Below are 19611 nucleotides of genomic sequence, written 5' to 3' on the forward strand. Positions count from 1 at the left end.
GTTTTTTTTTGATTCCTTGAATGCCATTCTTGAGCAATGCCACTAAACAACAGAATCATTTAGGAACGAATCAAATGAACCGCCGTAAAAAAATCAAAGACATATACGACAAACGAATGAAACAAGCTAACTTAAAAGTTAACCCTAAAAAGGCGAAACCTAAGTACATTTCTAAAGCCGAACGCGAAAGAATAGCAGCGGAAGCCGCAACACAAACAACAGACATTGAGACGATTGAAGCAACCACGACTACCGAAGAACAAGTAAAAAAAGACGCTTAATATAGCTGACCCGCTAATTAGAATGACTTAATTAGCTCAGCTCGCCCCACACTGCCCACTCATTGCCACATGGGTCTAAAAAGTGGAACCTGCGGCCACCAGGGAACTCAAAGATTTCTTGCTCTATCGTGCCACCTGCTAACAACACCCTATTGAGGGCGCCTTCTAAATCATTACTAAACAATATCACCAACGCAGCACCACTTTGTGGTCGCGAACAAAAGTCAGCTTGAAAAAAACCACCATCTAATCCTGCATTTTCAAATGCAGCGTACTCAGAACCATAATCTTTAAAACCCCAGCCGAATACTTGACTGAAAAATGCTTTATTTAATGCCAAATCACGCGCAGGCAATTCTACATAATTGATTTTATTCGACTCCATATTTCCCTCACTTTATTGTCGATGTCACCACAAGAACCACACTAATAACAATCATAGCGCCACCAATCCATTGTTGCTTAGTCATTTTTTCAGCGAAACGTACTTTTGAATAATACAATGTCCCTACAATTTCAATCTGCCCAAGCGTCTTTACCAAGGCCGGGTTCACCAACGCAAAACCCGTAAACCAGCCGATGGAGCCCAAAGCGCTCAACACACCAACTTTACAGCTCAACATCAATTCATATCGAAAAGGCGCTAAAACGTCTTTGCTTTTAACCATCTGAATACTACACAAAATAATGGATTGCAAAGCCAAAACATACCAAAGCGTGACGCCAGCACTTGTAATAAGAGAGCCAGATAGTGCATGGCTTGCAATGGAAGCTGTGACCGACGAGATAGCAAAGCACAAGCCACTACCAAGTCCAAATAGCAAAGAAGCGTCTTTATGAACTTGCCTAATATTTTTCCATTTCACGCTCATGACAACCGCACCCAACACCCCAAATGCAATTCCCAACCAAGCCCCAAACGTCAACGTATAGTGAAGCAGAGGCAAACCAATTAAAGCCGCTAACACCGCTTCAGTTTTAGATAGCAAAGTCCCCAAAGCAAAACTACTGGACTGAAAAGCTCGCAACATGAAGTAAGTCGCCATGACTTGCGCGATGGCACAAATAGTGGCGGCTACCCAAAAAGCAAGATTTTTTTCGACAGACACCCAACCGAATAACTGCCAACAAAACACAAGATACACACTCACCAAGGGCAAACCGAACAAAGAGCGAGATAGGGTCGCATGTAAAAAGCCGGTTTCACGAGCGAGCGTGTTTTGATAAGCCGTTCGCATAGACTGGCATCCAGCAGCAAACAACGTAATAAAGATCCACATACCAAAACACCTTCAATGGAGATAAGAAAGCGTTAGCATGCGACGACAAGCAGTATTTGTAAAAGGAATAAAACTTATGTTTCGAATTCTTATTTGGAATACTAGAAGATCCGTTAAGAGATTTATTCTACATATTTTTAACCAGCTGTTGCGTCAACTCAAAAGCCGAAATTTCCTGACAAGTAGACGCATTTTGACCACTCCACAATGAAGAGAAGTCACCCGAACCTTGCTTTTCTGCAAGACTTTTCAGTTGTGCCATTTCTATCGAAGCATGAGGAAATGCAGGCACAACATCGCTCATATAACCAAGCTCCTCCATAATGCGATTAGATATACCTCGCGCCGGCTTTCCCGTAAACACATTGGTCAGTGCTGTGTGGTTGGCTTTTTTACTTTTTAACGCTGCACGATGAAACTGCGAAGTATTCACTTCATGACACAATAAATAAGCCGTTCCTACTTGCACCGCTGACGCACCCAATGCCAAGGCAGCATCAATACTACGGGTATCACAAATGCCACCCGCAGCAATCACGGGAATTCGGACTCTATCGACGATTTGAGGCAACAACGAAGACAAGCCCATTTGCGTAGAAATATCGTTGGAAAGAAACATACCACGATGTCCACCAGCCTCAAGTCCTTGTGCAATAATGCCATCAACACCCATTTCTTCTAGCCAAATCGCTTCTTCTATCGTTGTTGCAGACGAAAGAATTTTACAACCCCAGCGCTTAATTCGTTTTAATAGCGTTTTTTCAGGCAATCCAAAATGAAAGCTGATAACAGGCGGTGCAAAACCTTCAATAACATCAGCAATATCATGATTAAAAGGCACACGGGAGGCGCTTTTTACACTAGCGTCATAGGCTCCAGAGAATTCATCAAAATAAGGCTTCAACCGCTCTCGCCATTGCTGATGTTTACTTTCGCTATACTCCACAGCGTCATGACAGAAAAAATTAAGATTAAAAGGGCCTGCTGTCCCTTTTTTAATCAAAGAAACCTGATGAGCAATCTCATCCACACCTAACATGGCACAAGGCAAGGACCCCAAGCCGCCAGCCTTAGACACAGCAATGGCCAAAGCGCTATCTTGAACACCAGCCATTGGCGCTTGAATTATGGGAAATGTCGTCCCCAACCAGTCATACGAATAAGATTGCTTCATCACGATATCCTTTCTTGATTAAAACTTAGCAACGATGTCCAACAAAGCCTGTTTAATAGAAGCGTCGGCAATCTCGCCATCAATCATTACGTCATAGAAACTAGGCACACTCAAGCTGCCAATAATATTTCCCTTAAAAAACGGCATGCTGTTAACGGCTTGAGCCAATACACTGCTCGCACCGCCAGGGCCAGGTGACGTCGAAAGAACGGCTATGGGCTTATTTTGATAAACCGCTTTTTCAATACGTGACGCCCAATCAAAAATATTTTTATACGCCGCAGAATAAGACCCATTGTGCTCAGCGAATGAAACAACAATCACATCTGTTTGCGCAATAGCATCGACAAAGGCTTGCGCCTGAACGGGAACACCCATGCTCTTTTCTATGTCTTCACTAAAAATAGGCATATCAAAATCATTAAGATCAAGTACCGTAATCTCTGCACCTGCCACTAAATTCGCCGTATAACTTGCCAAAGCTTTGTTGATGGACTGTCGGCTTGAGCTGGCTCCGAATGCGAGTATTTTCATATTATATTCTCTCTATTTTATGAACGATCAAATTGACAATTCAACATGAAATCCAATGCGTGTTTCACTTTTTTTTGATGCGCTAGCTCATAGAATGACATTATGAACTTACTTTTGAAACATACTTTTATACGCTTTGCTATTGTGGGTGGGGTTGGCTTTTTAGTCGACCTTACTAGCATGCTGCTACTTTCAATTTGGCTACCTCACCTATTTGCGCGAGGCATTGCTTTTTGGATTGCTGGCACTTCTAACTGGTGGTGGAATCGTCACATCACCTTTATTGATGCACAAAACATCAAACATAAAAAAGCCGCCGCACTACAATGGATGCAATTTCTCGGCAGCTCTATGGTGGCCTTTATTCCTAATTGGGGTTGCTATCTTTTCTTGTTAGCGCACCCACCCGCTATACCCAATCCTACATTCATATTGCTATGGCCTTATCTTGCCATGGCGCCCGGTGTATTGGCGGGGATGATGTTGAACTATATTTTTTCTCGCTTTTGGATTTTCTCATCTAAAAGCCGACCCAAAGAAAGATCTATCTAGTGGAGCAAATGCGCCTGCTTATTTCGCTTGCTCATCCGCGTATTTAGCAAAGCGTCCTTTCGATTTATCATGCACTTGGTCATGACGAGGCCAAGGCCAGCCACCAAATTGAGTCCGCTGATAATCATTAAACGCCTGCTGTAGCTCTGCTTTCGTATTCATAACAAACGGCCCATGTTTTTCAACATGTTCAGCGATGGGGCGACCTTGTAACATCAAAAAACGCGCTACTTTGCCAATATTTTTTATGACAACAGCCGCATCACTTTTCAGAACAAAGGCTTCGTTGACCGATCCCTCTACGCCATCCAGCTCAACACTGTCGCCTTCAAAAAAATACAAGGTGCGACTCAAATTTGACACCGCAGCCGGCAATGTCCATTCTGCATTTTCTGGTAAATCGATTAACCAAATGGCAACATGATTTTTGTCATCTGCTGCCCATGAATTTGGTGGACAAGGCGCAGGCGCAATATCATTCAACGACCCAGCAACGACTTTAATCGCAACCTCGTTCCCATTACTGTCTAACGCTTTGACCACTGGCGTATCTTCATTCCACAACATCGTAAAATGTGGCGGTACCATTTTGTTTTTACTTGGCAGGTTTAACCAAATTTGAAAAAGCTCTAGCGGGTTAGCGTCATTTTCATTCAACAAAGGGAACATCTCTGAATGCTGAACACCTTCTCCCGCCGTCATCCATTGAGTATCACCTTCACCATAACGACCCGATGCCCCCATAGAATCAGCGTGGTCAACCAAACCTTCATTGACAATAGTGATTGTTTCAAAACCACGATGCGGGTGCGCTGGAAAACCCGGAACTTTCTTACCGTGGTACATACGCCAACCATCCATACCGGCGAAGTCCTGACCCAACGCACGACCGACTAAAGACTCGGCAGGCCCCATGTCAGCATTGGCTTTAGGGTATTTATCATTATGAAATGCACAGAATAAAAATGGATCGAACGTCGGCCAGAACATGTCTAGTGGCAAACGTTTTAAAATAGAAGCGCTCATTTGTATCTCCAACATAAAGTGGCAGTAGCAATGCAAACATCATAGCACCATCAAGCCAATTTAATTGATGCGGATTTTGAATCTAACTCATCTACTTTTCTAATGATTTTTTAATAAAGAAAGTGGTGGAAAAAGCAATTAAAAAGGCCAATACAATACTGGCCTTCACATAACCTTTTAGATCGCATTGCGCTTTATTTAGACAGAAAACACCATTTCATTTAGACAGGAAACACCACTTTGGAAGTGCACCCTGCGCCATCATTGTCTGACAAAATAAATTCACAGCGGTATTTTTCACAAATATCACGAACGATCATTAACCCCAGCCCATAACTTTCACCACCAGGCTTCCCACTTAAACCACAACCGGTATCCACCACACTGATAGTGTTATCAGACACTACGATATTGACGCTACCCTCATCTGTACAAGACAGTGCATTTTTTAATAAATTGCCAACCAAAATATGCAACGTAGGAATAGGCAACTTGGTTATCATATGCCCATCATAAACAACATTCACCGACACTGACTTACCAGCAAGGTAACCTGAATGCGCTTGACAAATACTCTCCAACTCACTCACTTCAACAGTACGGTTCGGCGTTAACGATAAGTCTTCATCGCGCGTTAACGACAATAAGGTGGTGATGTAATCTTCCATTTCCTGACACGCCTGATTCATCCTTAAACGCTGGCGCTCTAAAAACACTTTCGAGTCTGATTTACCAAGCAGCGTCACCGCCCCCTTCATCACCATAAGCGGTGTACGCAGTTCATGACTTGCGTAACGATTAAATGCCCGTTCTCGCTCTATCAAAGCGCTGATTTGATCTTGATAACTATTAAGACGCTCGACCAATTGATGAATTTCTCTTGTCGCAGCGCCTTCCGGCAGTTCAATCGCCGATATGTTGGTTGGGCTCCTTTCTCCAAGGCTGGCTGATAACCGAGCAAGCGGTTTCGTCAGTCGATCAGATATCCGCATCACCACCCATAAACTCACTGCCAATAACAACAGGGACAATAAAAGTTGGGTACTTTGCGTTTCGAACATTTGCTCTTCACTGATTTCGTAAATTTCATCATAGTGAATCAGGTACAGGTCTTTTTGTTCGCCATTCAGTATGAACTTTGAACGCATAGCAAACATTTCAAAGTACGTATCGGAGCCTTCATCTAACTCAAAAGGCTTATTGTCTGTCATGCTGGAATCTAAAATAATGCCAGAAGGCAGGTTTTCTTTACCTACATACGCCTCGGAAAAAGGTGGCACTGATACATGGGTCAGATCAGAGCCTTCCAATAAACGAATGGCCGTATCTTTGTCTTTTAACATGCGATTTTCAGCGTAGATCATTTCAATGTCTTCAATCAGAGATTCAAACATAGAAAAATGAAAAGCAATAATGGCAAACGCCACAATCGAAAAATAGGTAAACGTCAGTTGTTTTGCAGTTTTAGTCCGTTTCATTCTTCACCTTCAGCAATGAGGCGATAGCCGACCTTGGATACCGTCTTCAAGTACGCGTGCTCAAAAGGTCGATCAATTAAGCTTCGCAATTGATAAATATGACTTCTTAATACTTTACCGTCTGGCTCTTCATCCCCCCACAAGGCATCACAAATTTCATCTTTTGAGACCACATCAGGCGCTTTCTGCATCAAACATCTTAGAATCGTATATTGCGATGGGTTCAGCGAGTATCGGCCACCTTCACGCTGTAAGACGCGCGTATTCATATCCAACACAAGACTTCCAAATGTCATGGTGCGATTCGCCACACCCCCTTTTCGCCGCCTGACCAAAGCCTGCAGGCGCGAATCTAGAATTTCCAAATCAAAAGGTTTAACTAAATAATCGTCAGCCAAATGAGCAAAACCCGACAAAATATCGTCTTTGGTGTCCCTTGCTGTCAGCATTAAAATCGGCGTATCAATACCGTCATCACGCAACGACTTACATACCGTCAAACCGTCCATCTTAGGCAGCATCACGTCTAAAATAATGGCGTCATAATGCTCCGACCTCGCCAATTCATAGCCTTGTAAACCATTGCTTGCGTAATCCAAGACATACCCTTTGATTTCAAAATAATCAAAGATCACCCCGGCGATGTCTTTATGGTCTTCTACCAAGAGTAATTTCATAGTCGTTTCTACCGTGTAAAAAAACAGAAAGTTAAAGTGGCTCTAATGGGACACATTGTCACATAAATACATGAAAAAAAAGTGAATCACCTTTTTGCGACGCCTCTCTCTTTATTATGCATTCATCAACTTTATCCTTGTTAGGAGAGACCAATGAGCGCCATTTCATACAGACACTATGCGCAACCAAAAATTGAAGTGAAAAAGCAAGCTTTGGTGACTGTCATTATCCCTTTTCTAAATGAAGCGGATGTCCTTGCAGTGTGCCACCAAAGAGTGTGCGAAGCGCTAAATACACTTCATCAACACTGCGAAATTCTCTATATCGATGATGGCAGTCAAGACGACAGTTGGACATTGGTCAGTCAGTTCCAACACCCATTGCATCAAGTCCGTTGTTTACGCCTAAGCCGTAATTTCGGCAAAGAAGCCGCCATGAGCGCGGGCATGAAAGCCGCATCAGGACGCTGTGTTATTTTGCTCGATGCGGACTTACAAGATCCACCGGAATACATTCCTGAGATGGTAAAAGCATGGCAAAACGGCGCCCAAGTCGTTGAAATGCAACGCCGCGAGCGTCACGGAGAGAGCTGGTTAAAACGCACCACAGCACATTGCTTTTATCGCTTTATGTCACAAATGAGCGACTACCCGATTACCGAGAATGTCGGGGACTTTCGTTTAATGGATCAAAAAGTGGTTAACGTGATCAATACACTGCCAGAACGAACTCGTTTTATGAAAGGCTTGTTAGCGTGGCCGGGGTTTACTCGAACCATTCTTTCATTTGACCGAGATGCTCGACTGGCAGGCAACACCAAATGGAATTACCCAAAACTCATACACTTGGCATTAGAAGGCATTACGTCATTCAGTACCAAGCCTTTGCGCTGGGCAACAACAGCAGGCGCAATAACGTCCTTCATTGCCTTCACCATGGCCATCGTCATTTTCACCAAAACCCTTGTTTGGGGTGACCCAGTCGCCGGCTACCCTTCCACGATTTTAATCGTCTTATTTTTAGGCGGAATACAGCTTTTATCCATTGGCGTACTTGGCGAATACGTTGGTCGTTTGTTCATTGAATCAAAGCAAAGGCCTTTATACGTATTAATGGAAGACGCCATGACAAAACCCACTTTTCAATACTCGGGCCCTGAATAATGAATAAAACATCCCTTATGCTGCCTTCCGTTAAGACATTACTGACCTTACTCGTCAGCTGCTTAGCATTACGCTTTATTTCTTTGTCACTGTACCCATTGATGGACACCACCGAAGCGAGATACGGCGAAATGGCTCGAATCATGTTTGAGACAGGTAACTGGATCACGCCTATGTTCGACTATAACGTGCCGTTTTGGGGAAAGCCGCCTATTTTCACCTGGCTAAGCAGTTTAGGATTCAGCCTCTTTGGCGTGAATGAATTTGCCGCACGCGTACCGCACCTCATCATTGGTGCAGGTGTGGTTTGGTTGGTTTACACACTGGCAAAGGATCATTTCCAATCCTCCGCAATGGGATTATTTTCAGCCAGCATTTTAGCGTCCACCGTCTCTTTCATTATATTGAGCGGCGCCGTCATGACAGACACCGCTTTGACCTTTTCCATCGCGTTAAGCATGATCAGTTTTTGGCAAGCATGGAACAACAAAGGCAAGCTGTGGGGTTATTTGTTTTTCGTCGGATTAGCATTAGGAATGATGTCAAAAGGGCCACTGGCGATCGTTTTGATTGGTATTAGCTTAACCGTTTGGATACTTCCAAATGGACGTTGGAAAAAACTATGGCACACGCTCCCTTGGGCTTATGGCACATTGATTTTTCTCGCGATTGCCATGCCTTGGTATGCCATTGCAGAATACAAAACACCTGGATTTCTAGATTACTTTATCATCGGTGAGCACATCAAACGCTTCATCGTTAGCGGTTGGCAAGGTGACTTATATGGCAGCGCTCATGAAAGAGCGCGCGGAACCATTTGGGTGTACGCGTTTATTTCCATGCTTCCTTGGAGCCCTCTGCTGATATGGCAATGGTTTCGCTCTATAAAAGAAGACAAAGACACAGAAGAAAGCGCCGATGGTTTTGGTAGTTTCCTCCTATTATGGATGCTGGCGCCTATGTTGCTGTTCAGTTTCTCTGGTAACATTTTAGCAAGCTACGTTATGCCAGCACTGCCTGCAACAGCACTATTGTTGGCTCACCTGCACAACCAAAGACCATTACCAACGTGGTTATACAAAATCGGTTTCATTACACCTCTTTTGCTCATTATTATGGTGAGTGTGTTGCACTTTGATTTAGTTCCAAAGCGCTCAGAAGACAAAATACTGGCCATTTGGAAACAACAGCCGGAAGCCACAGAAAGTGATTTGTTTTACCTGCATAAACGCCCCTTTTCTGGCCAATATTATTCATCAGGAAAAGCAAAACAACGCTCGACAAAATTGGATGCGTGGTTACCATCACAAACCAAGGCCTTCTTTATTGTTCAGTCTACAAATGACCATACGGCCTACTCCGGTTGGTCATGCGACGTAAGAGAAGAAGCGAAAAAAGAAACATTGTTGTTTTGCCAACATAACTAAGTGTTTTTTAAAATGCCAAAGATTGTAGATAAAAAAAAGGGCCTTAAAAAAGCCCTTCTTTTACTGTCTAAGCATTACTGATAGACAATCAATTTTTATAACACAACAACAGAACCATAACTCGGTTCAGTGTGGGAATGGCTCAATGCGTCTTGGGAGTGCGGCATATACACAATCGGAGGAGTTTCACCCACCATTACGACAGCAACCATCTCTTCCGCTTTCCAAGCGGTTTTTCGTTCGTCACGAGGCGACACACCAATATGCTTGCGATAACAGCGACTAAAGTGCGGCGTAGAAATAAACCCACACGCCATCGAGATTTCGACAATAGACATATTGGACTGCTTAAGTAACTTACGCGCTCTTTCCAGTCTCAAACGTAAATAATATCGTGAAGGTGAACAATCCAAATGACGATGAAACATACGCTCAATTTGACGACGAGAAACATCAACAAAAGTAGCTAATTCATCCAGCTCAATAGGTTCTTCTAGGTTATTTTCCATCAATTCGATCACATCGACCAGTTTTGGCGTGCACATACCAATACTATTGAATTGACGCATCGGCATACGCTGCTGATCCGATTCATTACGGATGCGATCACAAATAAACATATCGGAAATAGCGTTGGATAATTTAGGACCGTGCTGCTTGGTCATCATGTTTAAAAACATGTCCATCGGCGCACTGCCGCCGGATGAGGTAAGGCGGTCTTTATCAATAGAAAACAGCTTATTATTACAGTTCACTTTAGGAAAGGTTTCTTGCAAGGCGGTTAGGCATTCCCAATGCACACTGCATTGATAACCATTTAACAAGCCTGCGTAGGCCAGTACGTAAGCACCGGTACAAATCCCTCCAAGTCGCACGCCTTTACGGGATTGCCTCATCAACCAAGAGACCTGTTTCGCATTAAACGTACGAGTTATGTCGACACCACCCGCCACAATAATCAGGTCAAAGCCTGTACTGTCTTCCATAGAGAAGTCGGGTGTTAAACTCAAACCATCGCTGGCCATTACAGGTTGGCCATTTTCAGAAATCAAACTCCAACTATAGAGTTCTTCTGCAGACAGCTGGTTGGCCATACGCAGTGGTTCAATCGAAGAGGCTAATGAGATCATCGTAAAATGATCAAGCAACAAAAAACCTACTTTTGTGGTGCTTTTAGCATCAAAAGCCAGGGTAGAACCACTTGCAGTTACCATATTAATGCCCTCATATGTGTGCTTTCATTATCACAGGCAAAATTTAGACCATGTTTAAACGAACACTTTTTTATTTTTAAGGAAACTCAAAACTATAGGTATTACATTCTTCATCCAAGCGCTACAACTGAAGTGTTATGTTTCACAATAAATATAACCTCATAACACTTGGTGGAACTAGCACATAAAAACACAATACCATGCACTAATATAGACCAAGATTGCGCTTTTATTGAACGCTTATTTAATAAAAAACCAATAAGTCCTTTCACACCACATTACGAACGAAGTAAAAACAGACAAGAATTCGGCACTTACAAGCTATAAATAAGCAATTCGAGTCTATTTTCCATATTAGTCTGGCAAATTTCGTCGCCGTCTAAAAGTCTTAATATTCCAACACAACGTCAGACTTAGGCACGGTACAACACGATAAAACATAACCAGCTTCAATGTCTTCCTCAGTAATCCCACCGTTATGATCCATCTGTGTTTGACCTTCTTTTACTAGCACTTTACACGTGCCGCAAATCCCCATACCACAAGCTTTTGGAATCATTAAATCCAACTTCGCAGCGGCATTATGCAAGGTCTCTCCTGCCATCACTTGAATACTTTTACCACTGTTCAAAAAATCAATTCTAAGCAAGTCTTCTTGATTAACCGCGTCAGCTTCCGCTTGCGCAACTTCCGCTTGTTCCTTCGCATCTTCTACCGCAGCCGCTGGCGTCTCACCAAAGGACTCTTCATGATAATGCGACATATCAAACCCTCTCGCCATGAGAAGGTTTTTAACTGCTTTCATGTAAGGCGCGGGACCACAACAAAAAATCTCTCTTTCCATAAAGTCTGGTGAAATCATTTCCAACTTAGATTCATCCAGATAGCCTCGATACCCCTGCCAAGGCAAACCGTTTTCCATTCGCTCAACAATTAAATACAGCCCGAAGTTATCCAAACGTGCCGCCATGTGATCCAACTCACGCGGATAAATCACATCACGAGGCGAACGAGCACTGTGTATGAACGTAATATCCACTTCAGCATTCGTATCAAATAACCAACGAGACATCGACATCAAGGGGGTAATACCCACACCACCAGACAGAAACAGTACCTTCTCGGCAGGAAAGTCGATGCAATTAAATTGTCCTACTGGCCCATACACAGCAAGCTCAGCGCCTATTGCCATGTTGTCATGCAGCCAATTCGACACTTCCCCACCCGGTACACGCTTAACGGTAATAGAAAAACTGTAAGGCACAGAGGGCGAGCTAGATATGGTATAAGACCGCATCACCTGCTGGCCTTCAATCTCCAACTCCAAAGTGACAAACTGACCCGGTTTAAAGAAGAACATCACGGGTTGCTGTGCCATAAAACAAAAAGTTTTCACGTCCCACGTTTCATGAATCACTTTCACACAACGTACGTTATGACGACCGTTTACCCAAGTCTGTGTATTAACGGGGGCAAAGTAGTCGGAGTTAGCACCGGTTGAAGTTGAATCAGTCATATTGAAGTCTCTCAATTAAAGTAGTTATTGCACCGTATTTGCGCCATTTTGGATCCAGTTGATCAATGCAAGTTAACTCTGAGCGACAATTTATTGCTCATGGCAGTCAAGCCTAGAGAATTCAAGCGATTACGAGTCGATTTATGTATCACCGCGTGTCGTGAATGGTCATTATCGGCCTATCTTTTTAAGCGACTATAAGCTCGTACTACTAAGGTTCAAATAACCAAAGCCAGTACGATGAAAACGCGGCAAGACCAGTCCATCAATCTTTTTGTCAGTAAGGCCCAGAAAGATGAATCAACACGATCTACTCAATGCACGCCACACCTCAATAGGTGAAGCGAAAACCGCCATGGCTGACTTGCTAGAAAAACGTTCTAGCAACTATTCACTTGATGCGGCACTTTATAACGACCCACACATGTTCAGAGTCGACATGGAAGAAGTCTTTCAAAAAGAATGGCTTTTTGTTGGCATGACCAGTGAAATCCCAAAAAAAGGCGATTACCTCACGGTAGAAATTGGGCAAAACCCCGTTTTAGTGGTGCGTGATGCAGAAGGCAACATCAACGCCTTTCATAACACCTGCTCTCATCGTGGATCGGTTATTTGTACCGAACACAGAGGCAAAGTCGCTAATCTAGTTTGCCCTTATCACCAGTGGACATATGACTTAAAAGGTAATCTGCTGTTCGCTGGCACAGAAATGAACAAAGATTTCAACTTGAAAGAACATGGCTTGAGATCCGCTTTTTGCAAATCGGCTGGTGGGTTTATTTTTGTTTGTTTAGGCAAAACGGCACCAGAAGATGAGTTCGATGAGTTTCTAGAAACATTAGAAGCCTATATGGAACCTTATGATGTTGAAAATACCAAATTAGCCATTGAATCTACCATGTACGAACGTGCTAACTGGAAATTGGTGCTAGAAAACAATCGTGAATGTTACCACTGTTCGGCCAGCCACCCAGAGCTACTCAATACATTATTGGAATGGGACGACACGGACGACCCGCGCGCACCACAAGACTTCCACGATCATTACGCAGCGCAATCAGCTCAATGGGATGCAGAAGGCATTCCACACAAACTTCGCAGCTTCGGTTCAGTACAGCGCAATCGCATCGTGCGCATGCCCTTGAAAAAAGGCACCAAGGTCATGACCATTGATGGCGCAGAAGCCAGCAAGAAAATGCTTGGGCGTATCAAAAATCATGAACTGGGCTCAATGCGAATTTTGCATCTACCGAACTCTTGGAACCACATGCAATCGGACCACTTTATTGTCTTTCGAGTGTTGCCTGTTTCCGCTCAAGAAAGCATTGTCACCACTAAATGGTTCGTGCATAAAGACGCGGTAGAAGGTGTCGACTATGATCCGGAGAACCTACGTAAAGTATGGGATGCCACCAACGAGCAAGACAAGGTACTCGGTGAACGCAACCAGCTTGGTATCAACTCAATCGGCTACCGTCCAGGACCGTACTCAGAAACCTTTGAATTTGGTGTGATCAACTTTTTAAATTGGTATTCGAATACCGTGCAAAAAAACATAAAAGCCAAATAGCTCAACTCCGATTGGGTATAAAAAAAGCGAACTCTATATTAGAGTTCGCTTTTTTGTTAGATTCCCTTCAATAATACAGATAGTATCAAAAATCGAACAATAAAATTCATTATTGATACCAACTGTCAAGATACACTATTGCCTCGTCATTACTATAGAACGTGATTACTTAAATCATTTTTATAGTTACCAATGAGGACTTTGATATGAAAGCAATACAAATACTGGCCCTAACAGCAAGTACGATTGTCTCCGCAAACAGCGTTGGTTTTGAACTAACCAGTACAGATATACAAGAAGGCCAAAAGATGGCAAAAACATTTGAATTTTCAGGTTTTGGCTGTGATGGTGAAAACGTATCACCGCAACTAACTTGGTCCAATATTCCAGCGGGCACAAAAAGTTTTGCAATCACGGCATACGATCCTGATGCACCGACAGGCAGTGGTTGGTGGCACTGGGTAAGTTTTAATATTCCCGCTAACATTGCGTCATTTGAGCGTGGTGCAGATCTTCAATCAATGGGCGCTACAGAATTAGCCTCTGATTATGGCAGCATTGGTTTTGGTGGCGCCTGTCCGCCTGTAGGACATGGTATGCATCGCTATCAGTTTACTGTTTGGGCATTACCTGTAGAGAAGCTAGACTTAAACGATAAAGTTTCAGCGGCAATAGCAGGTTACACTTTAAATAGTATGGCCATTGATACGGCCAAACTGACAGCCACCTACAACCGCTAATACTGGCCAACCGATACAATCTAAGGGAAAGAATGGCAAACGCAATTCAGATTAACCGCATGTATAATCGGCACACTCAACGATTACGTAACGTTGCCATTCATTCCCCTAGTATTTTTTGGATTCAATCTGGACATAAACAATTGTTTTGGCAAGACAGTGAATTGACACTGAATTCATCAAATTTATTACTGACTCGCGCACATCAAACACTTACATTTGAAAATAAACCGGAGCGATCACGATTTGCAACCATACAGTTTAGCTTCAACTTAGTGCCCCCTGAAACAATGCTAACGTTAAGTGTCACCATTGAAAACAGCACTTACTTTCCGCTTTATAACCCATCAAAAAGTCTCTTTAAAACCCTAGACGTTTTTTCAAAGCTCCATTGGGACGAACTAAGCGACAACACTCAAGAACTTTGGCTTTATGGGTTCTATCAACAGCTGGCTGAAGAAGGAAGGCTACACCACCTCTTCTCAAGCCACACAACATCTTTTAGTCAAAAGCTCAGTGAATACTTAACCCAAGAGCCGGGACAGGATTATCAATTAAATGAGGTAGCAGACTACTTCTCCATCAGTAGGGCAACGCTCATTCGCCGTTTGAAAAAAGAAAACACACAATTCAGAGAAATTTTGACTCAGGTAAGAATGAATCATGCGCTCAACCTGATGCAACAAGGAAATAGCCAGCAAGTAGACATAGCGCTACGGTGCGGCTATCAATCGCAAGAGCGATTTAGCCAACGCTTTAACCAACGATTTGGCATTAGCCCAAAACAATATTTCAAAACATTAGTGAAATAGAATCACAGAGTATCAGTTCACTTGCCTAACTCACGAGTCAGTCGATGTTTATAAAATCCGTTTTAGTAATCGATCCGCTCTAATTCGTATCACTCTTTTTAATAATTTCTGAACCTTTAAAGGATAATCTTGCAATACGTCAAGCTCGCTAGAAGAAGCAATACGTTGTGTATGCTCAAAAATGTTATCAAACTCGGCTGTAAATTTGGCGTCTAAGTGTTTATTTGGATCATCAATCAACAAGCCATTTTCTAAATCCAGTGCCCATGCTCTTGGATTCACATTATTTCCGGTTAACAGCATCCTACGATGGTCTACCCACAGCCCTTTCAAGTGATAACTGTTGCTATCGTGTTTCCATAAGTGCACCGATAATCGACCTAAAGCGGCGTAACCTTCATTAAACACAAAAAACTTACGTAGGTTCATTTCATACAAATAAGGCAAACCACCAATCGCCTTTACCGGCTTATCAGGTGGAAGGTAAAAATCATTCGCCGTTTTGTCACCCACAATAATTTTGACGTTAACGCCGCGCTTCATCGCTCGCTTCACTTCTCTTAACACCACTTTAGGAAAATTGAAGTAAGGCGTACACAATATGATGTCTTCTTTTGCCGATGCCAACATGGCCGTAATTTGTTGGTTAAGAAGATTTTGTCGTTTACCAATGCCAACCAAAGGCGTCACCGCCACATGCTGGTGATCAACAAACTGATGTTCAACATGATAAGACGCTTTGGCCAATGACGCTCGAAACTGTCGAATGGCGGGTTTTAATTCTTTTGTCGTAGGGAGATTCGTCTGAGACAAATTCTGTACGGCAGAATGGTGGATCATACTGTCGCATATAAATTCAGTCATGCTGTTAGCCAGTTCGGTATGCCTAATAACATGGTAACGATCGAACCGATAGCGATCCTGATAATGAAGATAAATATTGTTTAAACTGGCGCCGCTGTAAATCACTGTATCGTCGATGATAAATCCCTTCAAATGCAGCACACCAAAGACTTCACGGTTACGGACAGGAACCCCATAAACAGGAATCGAATGAGTGTATTTTTGGGCAAAATCTTGATACATAGCGGCATTGCCTGCGCTTTTTTCCGCGCCAATCAAGCCACGCTGAGCTCGATGCCAGTCCACACAAATGGCAATATCTAAATGAGGGTTACGCTGCTTAGCTTCATAGGCTGCCGTAAGCACTTCTCTTCCAGCCTCATCATCTTCAAGATAAAGTGAGACTAAATAGATTCTTACTGTCGCATTGTTAATCGCTTTTAGGAGAGATTCACGAAAATTAAGAGCGGATTGAAGAACATGAAATTGGTCTGGGTCAATCGCAAAAGTAGGCAATGAACCGAATGATTGTTTGATGGGCATAATACAAAAGTGCACCTTATTTTTAACTAACGACAGACTGTAACAAATTCGCCGTTTTTTATCCTATAAAAGAATCTCCTACCTTTAACTATTTTATAACAAAGAGCAGAACTAACATCATAGCCCCGCTCTTTATATTAAGGTCTCTAGACTAAAAAGACGCTTTTATTGAAACACACGGCACACGGTTAGAGATTGCATTTAGAGCAATCAAATGCAGCATTTCTTCCCGAGTTGTGCAGGCCTCGCCTATCACTTTTACATCGCACTCTTCAGCCGCTTTTGAAATCGCCGTATGCGTGACACAGTTTTGCGTCATCATGCCGCATAAGAGTAATCGCTCTACCTTTAACGATGACAAAACAGCGTTAAGTTCCGTCTGCTCAAAAGCATCGGCAAAGTGCTTCACGACAACGGTCGCATTGGGCGCTAACGCGAGAATTTGCGGATGAATCTCAACGCCCATTGTTCCAGGATTGAAAAATGGTGACATTCCCTGCGAAGTATCGGCAACATGTTGAATGAATATAATCGGCATGTCATTCGCTTGCGCGAGCGTTATCACCTTCAAAATATTGTCCAAAATTTCTTGCGTATTCCACAGAGGAAAAAGCCCATCTTCAAAATAATCGTTTTGTGGGTCAATCACTAATAAGGCCGTGCGTTTCATTATTTTCTCCTTCGGTAAGATGAAAATACATTATGTTCATAAAAACACTTCCAGCTAAGTGGCAAATTTGCCATATTAGAGTCCTATAGTGACAAATTTGAAATCTTCTATGATTACCTATCAATTCGCCATCATTCAATACCCAAATAGCCTACTTTCTGCCGTGCATGGCTTTGACGAAATGTTCTCTCTGACCAATCGATTATGTCTCGAATCTTCGCTACCAATTAGAATCGACACCGACATACTGACTTTAGACGCACTAAATAGCGGCAAGCATTACCACGCCGTTTTGATCCCGCCCAGTATGGAAAAAAGCGTATACGAATCCGACTGCCCTATTCTGATAAATTGGTTAAACGTACAACATAAGAATGGAGCGATCCTGTCTAGCGCCTGCGCTGGCGCATTCTTTCTCGCCGCCACCAACGCTGCACAACATCGGTGTTTAACAACCCATTGGGGATTAGCGGAAACCTTCAAACAGCGCTTCCCTAAGCAAGCACTAGATGCGTCGAAAATTTTAATCGATCAAGGCGATATAATCAGCGCTGGCGGCATGATGTCTTGGATGGACTTGGGGGTGGCGCTCATCCAGCGCTTTACTCAAGCCAGCATTGTGCGGCAACTCGGAAAAACATTAGTTATGGACACTGGAATAAGAGAGCAAAGCTATTACCAACAATTTATGCCACGATTTAACCACGGCGACAAAGCCATATTAGCGGTACAACATTATTTACAACGTCACTTTTCACACACTAATCGCATCAGCGAGCTTGCCAACATTGCGCACCTAACGCCTCGCACCTTCTTGCGTCGGTTCCATAAGTACACTAACTGGAAGCCCTCCGACTACATGCAGAGACTTCGTATACAAGCGGTGTGTAATGACCTAGAAGAAACAACGCTGCCGTTCGAAAGCATCGCCCTAAACGTTGGCTATGACGATGCAGGTAGCTGCCGAAAGACCTTTAGAAAAATAATGGGGCTGACACCCAGCGAATTCCGAAAACGCTTTGCGTCTTCATCAGGAATAGGCAAAGAAACCTAAACGATCACCTCTTCCATCTCAGGATTATTCTTTAAATACGCTTGCCATGAGGAATCGACCTCTTTCACTTCGCGCTCAATCCATTGTTTAAAGGCTTTCACTTTTTGGTATTTGAAATGAGGAGACGGGGCCACAAGATAAAAATCGTATTGTGACTTCATATAAATGGGCAACGGACAAATCAACTGACCCTTTTCTATCAGCTCGTACACCAAGCCATAACGCATCATGGCAAGCCCTTGTTGAGACAACAGTGCTTCAACCAACGACGTCGAATCCGCCACATGCAAATGCGATTTCATCGGCATATCGTAAAGGTCTAAAAACCGCTGTAACACTGGCCACACATGCTGCACATCAGGTCCTGTATCCGTAATGATAGGAATATTCATTAATTGCTCTTTCACTGATTCATTCATATTGATCAAAGATGGATGGCAAACGAGCACCAAATATTCCTTAAACAAAAGCTGCGACTGCAACCCTGTGTACTGCCCTCGTCCCAAGCGAATGCACACATCTAAATCACTGTCGATAAAGGTCGATAACCCAATACTTGGGCTAAGCCGAAGGTTTATGTTTGGCTCTAGTGCCTGAAAACGTCCCAACCTTGAGACCAGCCAGCGACTCGAAAAAGACGGCACAGAACTGATCACCAAGGTATTGGGATTAGGGTCTTCGGTTACACCTTTCACTCCGTCTTCTAATAATGCAAACGCCTTCTCCACGTACTCGAACAAATATTGTCCTTCCGACGTCAACACCACTTGGCGAGTGTGTCGCTCAAACAGTTCTACTCCTAGCGATTGCTCCAAGGTTTTAATTTGCTGACTCACCGCCGCTTGCGTCACAAAAAGATGCTCCGCCGCCTGCTTAAAACTTAAGCTTTGTGCAGCATAACGAAACGCTTGCAGTGATTTCAGTGGCGGCAAAAGACGATTAGAAGACATTAATAGCACCTTTCATAAATAAGATTTTCTTAACCATAAAACACTTTTTCTCGTTTGTCGCACCGCAATTAAAAGCCGATTATTTGTACATAAAGCAAACAAACCA

At 43.2% G+C, this 19611-nt stretch carries 20 protein-coding genes; 8 read left to right on the forward strand and 12 right to left on the reverse strand.

Annotated elements, in window-relative coordinates; all coding sequences use genetic code 11:
* Positions 1-74 precede the first annotated feature (74 nt).
* On the forward strand, positions 75-281 hold the full coding sequence (locus M3I01_RS11790; RefSeq protein WP_255896048.1) for a DUF2986 domain-containing protein: 207 nt from the start codon (positions 75-77) through the stop codon (positions 279-281).
* 31 nt (positions 282-312) lie between these two features.
* Here the strand turns inward: M3I01_RS11790 and M3I01_RS11795 are convergent, their stop codons facing one another.
* From M3I01_RS11795 to M3I01_RS11810, 4 genes are all read right to left on the reverse strand, one after another.
* A complete protein-coding gene (locus M3I01_RS11795; RefSeq protein WP_255896049.1) occupies positions 313-666 on the reverse strand; it encodes a VOC family protein in 354 nt (117 codons plus the stop codon).
* Between the two features lie 7 nt (positions 667-673).
* Entirely contained in the window at positions 674-1561 is an 888-nt protein-coding gene (locus M3I01_RS11800) for a DMT family transporter (protein ID WP_255896050.1), read from the reverse strand.
* A 127-nt stretch (positions 1562-1688) separates the two neighbouring features.
* Complete coding sequence (locus M3I01_RS11805; protein ID WP_255896051.1) at positions 1689-2735, reverse strand: NAD(P)H-dependent flavin oxidoreductase; 1047 nt, start codon at positions 2733-2735, stop codon at positions 1689-1691.
* 18 nt (positions 2736-2753) lie between these two features.
* Positions 2754-3269, reverse strand: coding sequence for an NADPH-dependent FMN reductase (locus M3I01_RS11810; protein WP_255896052.1), 516 nt, complete (start codon positions 3267-3269; stop codon positions 2754-2756).
* Between the two features lie 102 nt (positions 3270-3371).
* On the opposite strand from M3I01_RS11810, the gene M3I01_RS11815 reads away from it, so the two are divergent.
* Entirely contained in the window at positions 3372-3821 is a 450-nt protein-coding gene (locus M3I01_RS11815) for a GtrA family protein (RefSeq protein ID WP_255896053.1), read from the forward strand.
* 18 nt (positions 3822-3839) lie between these two features.
* Here M3I01_RS11815 and M3I01_RS11820 read toward each other — a convergent pair whose 3' ends face one another.
* The 3 genes from M3I01_RS11820 to M3I01_RS11830 form a co-directional block, all read right to left on the reverse strand.
* A complete protein-coding gene (locus M3I01_RS11820) occupies positions 3840-4847 on the reverse strand; it encodes a pirin family protein (RefSeq protein ID WP_255896054.1) in 1008 nt (335 codons plus the stop codon).
* A gap of 221 nt (positions 4848-5068) precedes the next feature.
* The gene (locus M3I01_RS11825) at positions 5069-6325 is read right to left on the reverse strand and encodes a sensor histidine kinase (RefSeq protein WP_255896055.1); all 1257 of its coding nucleotides are present in this window, start codon (positions 6323-6325) and stop codon (positions 5069-5071) included.
* The gene (locus tag M3I01_RS11830) at positions 6322-7002 is read right to left on the reverse strand and encodes a response regulator transcription factor (protein WP_275565086.1); all 681 of its coding nucleotides are present in this window, start codon (positions 7000-7002) and stop codon (positions 6322-6324) included. Before M3I01_RS11830 ends, M3I01_RS11825 begins: the two co-directional genes overlap by 4 nt.
* Positions 7003-7155: 153 nt before the next feature.
* Here M3I01_RS11830 and M3I01_RS11835 point away from each other — a divergent pair, with 153 nt between their 5' ends.
* Positions 7156-8166 carry a glycosyltransferase family 2 protein gene (locus tag M3I01_RS11835; RefSeq protein WP_255896057.1) on the forward strand — a complete coding sequence of 337 codons (1011 nt, stop codon included), beginning with the start codon at positions 7156-7158 and terminating at the stop codon, positions 8164-8166.
* Positions 8166-9593: an ArnT family glycosyltransferase gene (locus tag M3I01_RS11840; protein ID WP_255896058.1), complete on the forward strand. Its 1428-nt coding sequence runs from the start codon at positions 8166-8168 to the stop codon at positions 9591-9593. Before M3I01_RS11835 ends, M3I01_RS11840 begins: the two co-directional genes overlap by 1 nt.
* 95 nt (positions 9594-9688) lie before the next feature.
* Here M3I01_RS11840 and gbdR read toward each other — a convergent pair whose 3' ends face one another.
* Complete coding sequence (gbdR, locus tag M3I01_RS11845; protein ID WP_275565087.1) at positions 9689-10807, reverse strand: choline metabolism transcriptional regulator GbdR; 1119 nt, start codon at positions 10805-10807, stop codon at positions 9689-9691.
* Positions 10808-11195: 388 nt separating this feature from the next.
* Complete coding sequence (locus M3I01_RS11850; protein ID WP_255896059.1) at positions 11196-12323, reverse strand: hybrid-cluster NAD(P)-dependent oxidoreductase; 1128 nt, start codon at positions 12321-12323, stop codon at positions 11196-11198.
* A 295-nt stretch (positions 12324-12618) separates the two neighbouring features.
* On the opposite strand from M3I01_RS11850, the gene M3I01_RS11855 reads away from it, so the two are divergent.
* The 3 genes from M3I01_RS11855 to M3I01_RS11865 all read left to right on the forward strand — a co-directional run bounded on the left by M3I01_RS11855 (position 12619) and on the right by M3I01_RS11865 (position 15445).
* Positions 12619-13893, forward strand: coding sequence for an aromatic ring-hydroxylating oxygenase subunit alpha (locus tag M3I01_RS11855; RefSeq protein ID WP_255896060.1), 1275 nt, complete (start codon positions 12619-12621; stop codon positions 13891-13893).
* A 206-nt stretch (positions 13894-14099) separates the two neighbouring features.
* The gene (locus tag M3I01_RS11860; RefSeq protein WP_255896061.1) at positions 14100-14633 is read left to right on the forward strand and encodes a YbhB/YbcL family Raf kinase inhibitor-like protein; all 534 of its coding nucleotides are present in this window, start codon (positions 14100-14102) and stop codon (positions 14631-14633) included.
* Between the two features lie 32 nt (positions 14634-14665).
* Positions 14666-15445, forward strand: a complete 780-nt coding sequence (locus M3I01_RS11865; RefSeq protein WP_275565088.1) for a helix-turn-helix transcriptional regulator — start codon at positions 14666-14668, stop codon at positions 15443-15445.
* Between the two features lie 48 nt (positions 15446-15493).
* On the opposite strand, the gene pssA is transcribed toward M3I01_RS11865, so the two are convergent.
* Positions 15494-16831 (reverse strand): CDP-diacylglycerol--serine O-phosphatidyltransferase, encoded by a 1338-nt coding sequence (pssA, locus tag M3I01_RS11870; RefSeq protein WP_255896064.1) that lies wholly within the window; start codon positions 16829-16831, stop codon positions 15494-15496.
* 151 nt (positions 16832-16982) lie between these two features.
* On the reverse strand, positions 16983-17501 hold the full coding sequence (locus tag M3I01_RS11875; protein WP_255896065.1) for a cysteine hydrolase family protein: 519 nt from the start codon (positions 17499-17501) through the stop codon (positions 16983-16985).
* Between the two features lie 88 nt (positions 17502-17589).
* Between M3I01_RS11875 and M3I01_RS11880 the strand changes: the two genes are divergently transcribed.
* Positions 17590-18555, forward strand: coding sequence for a GlxA family transcriptional regulator (locus M3I01_RS11880; RefSeq protein WP_255896066.1), 966 nt, complete (start codon positions 17590-17592; stop codon positions 18553-18555).
* On the opposite strand, the gene M3I01_RS11885 is transcribed toward M3I01_RS11880, so the two are convergent.
* The gene (locus M3I01_RS11885; RefSeq protein ID WP_255896067.1) at positions 18552-19505 is read right to left on the reverse strand and encodes a LysR substrate-binding domain-containing protein; all 954 of its coding nucleotides are present in this window, start codon (positions 19503-19505) and stop codon (positions 18552-18554) included. The two genes, M3I01_RS11880 and M3I01_RS11885, sit on opposite strands and share 4 nt — an antisense overlap.
* Positions 19506-19611: the final 106 nt, after the last annotated feature.

It is taken from the genome of Marinomonas maritima (assembly GCF_024435075.2).
GTDB lineage: Bacteria > Pseudomonadota > Gammaproteobacteria > Pseudomonadales > Marinomonadaceae > Marinomonas > Marinomonas maritima.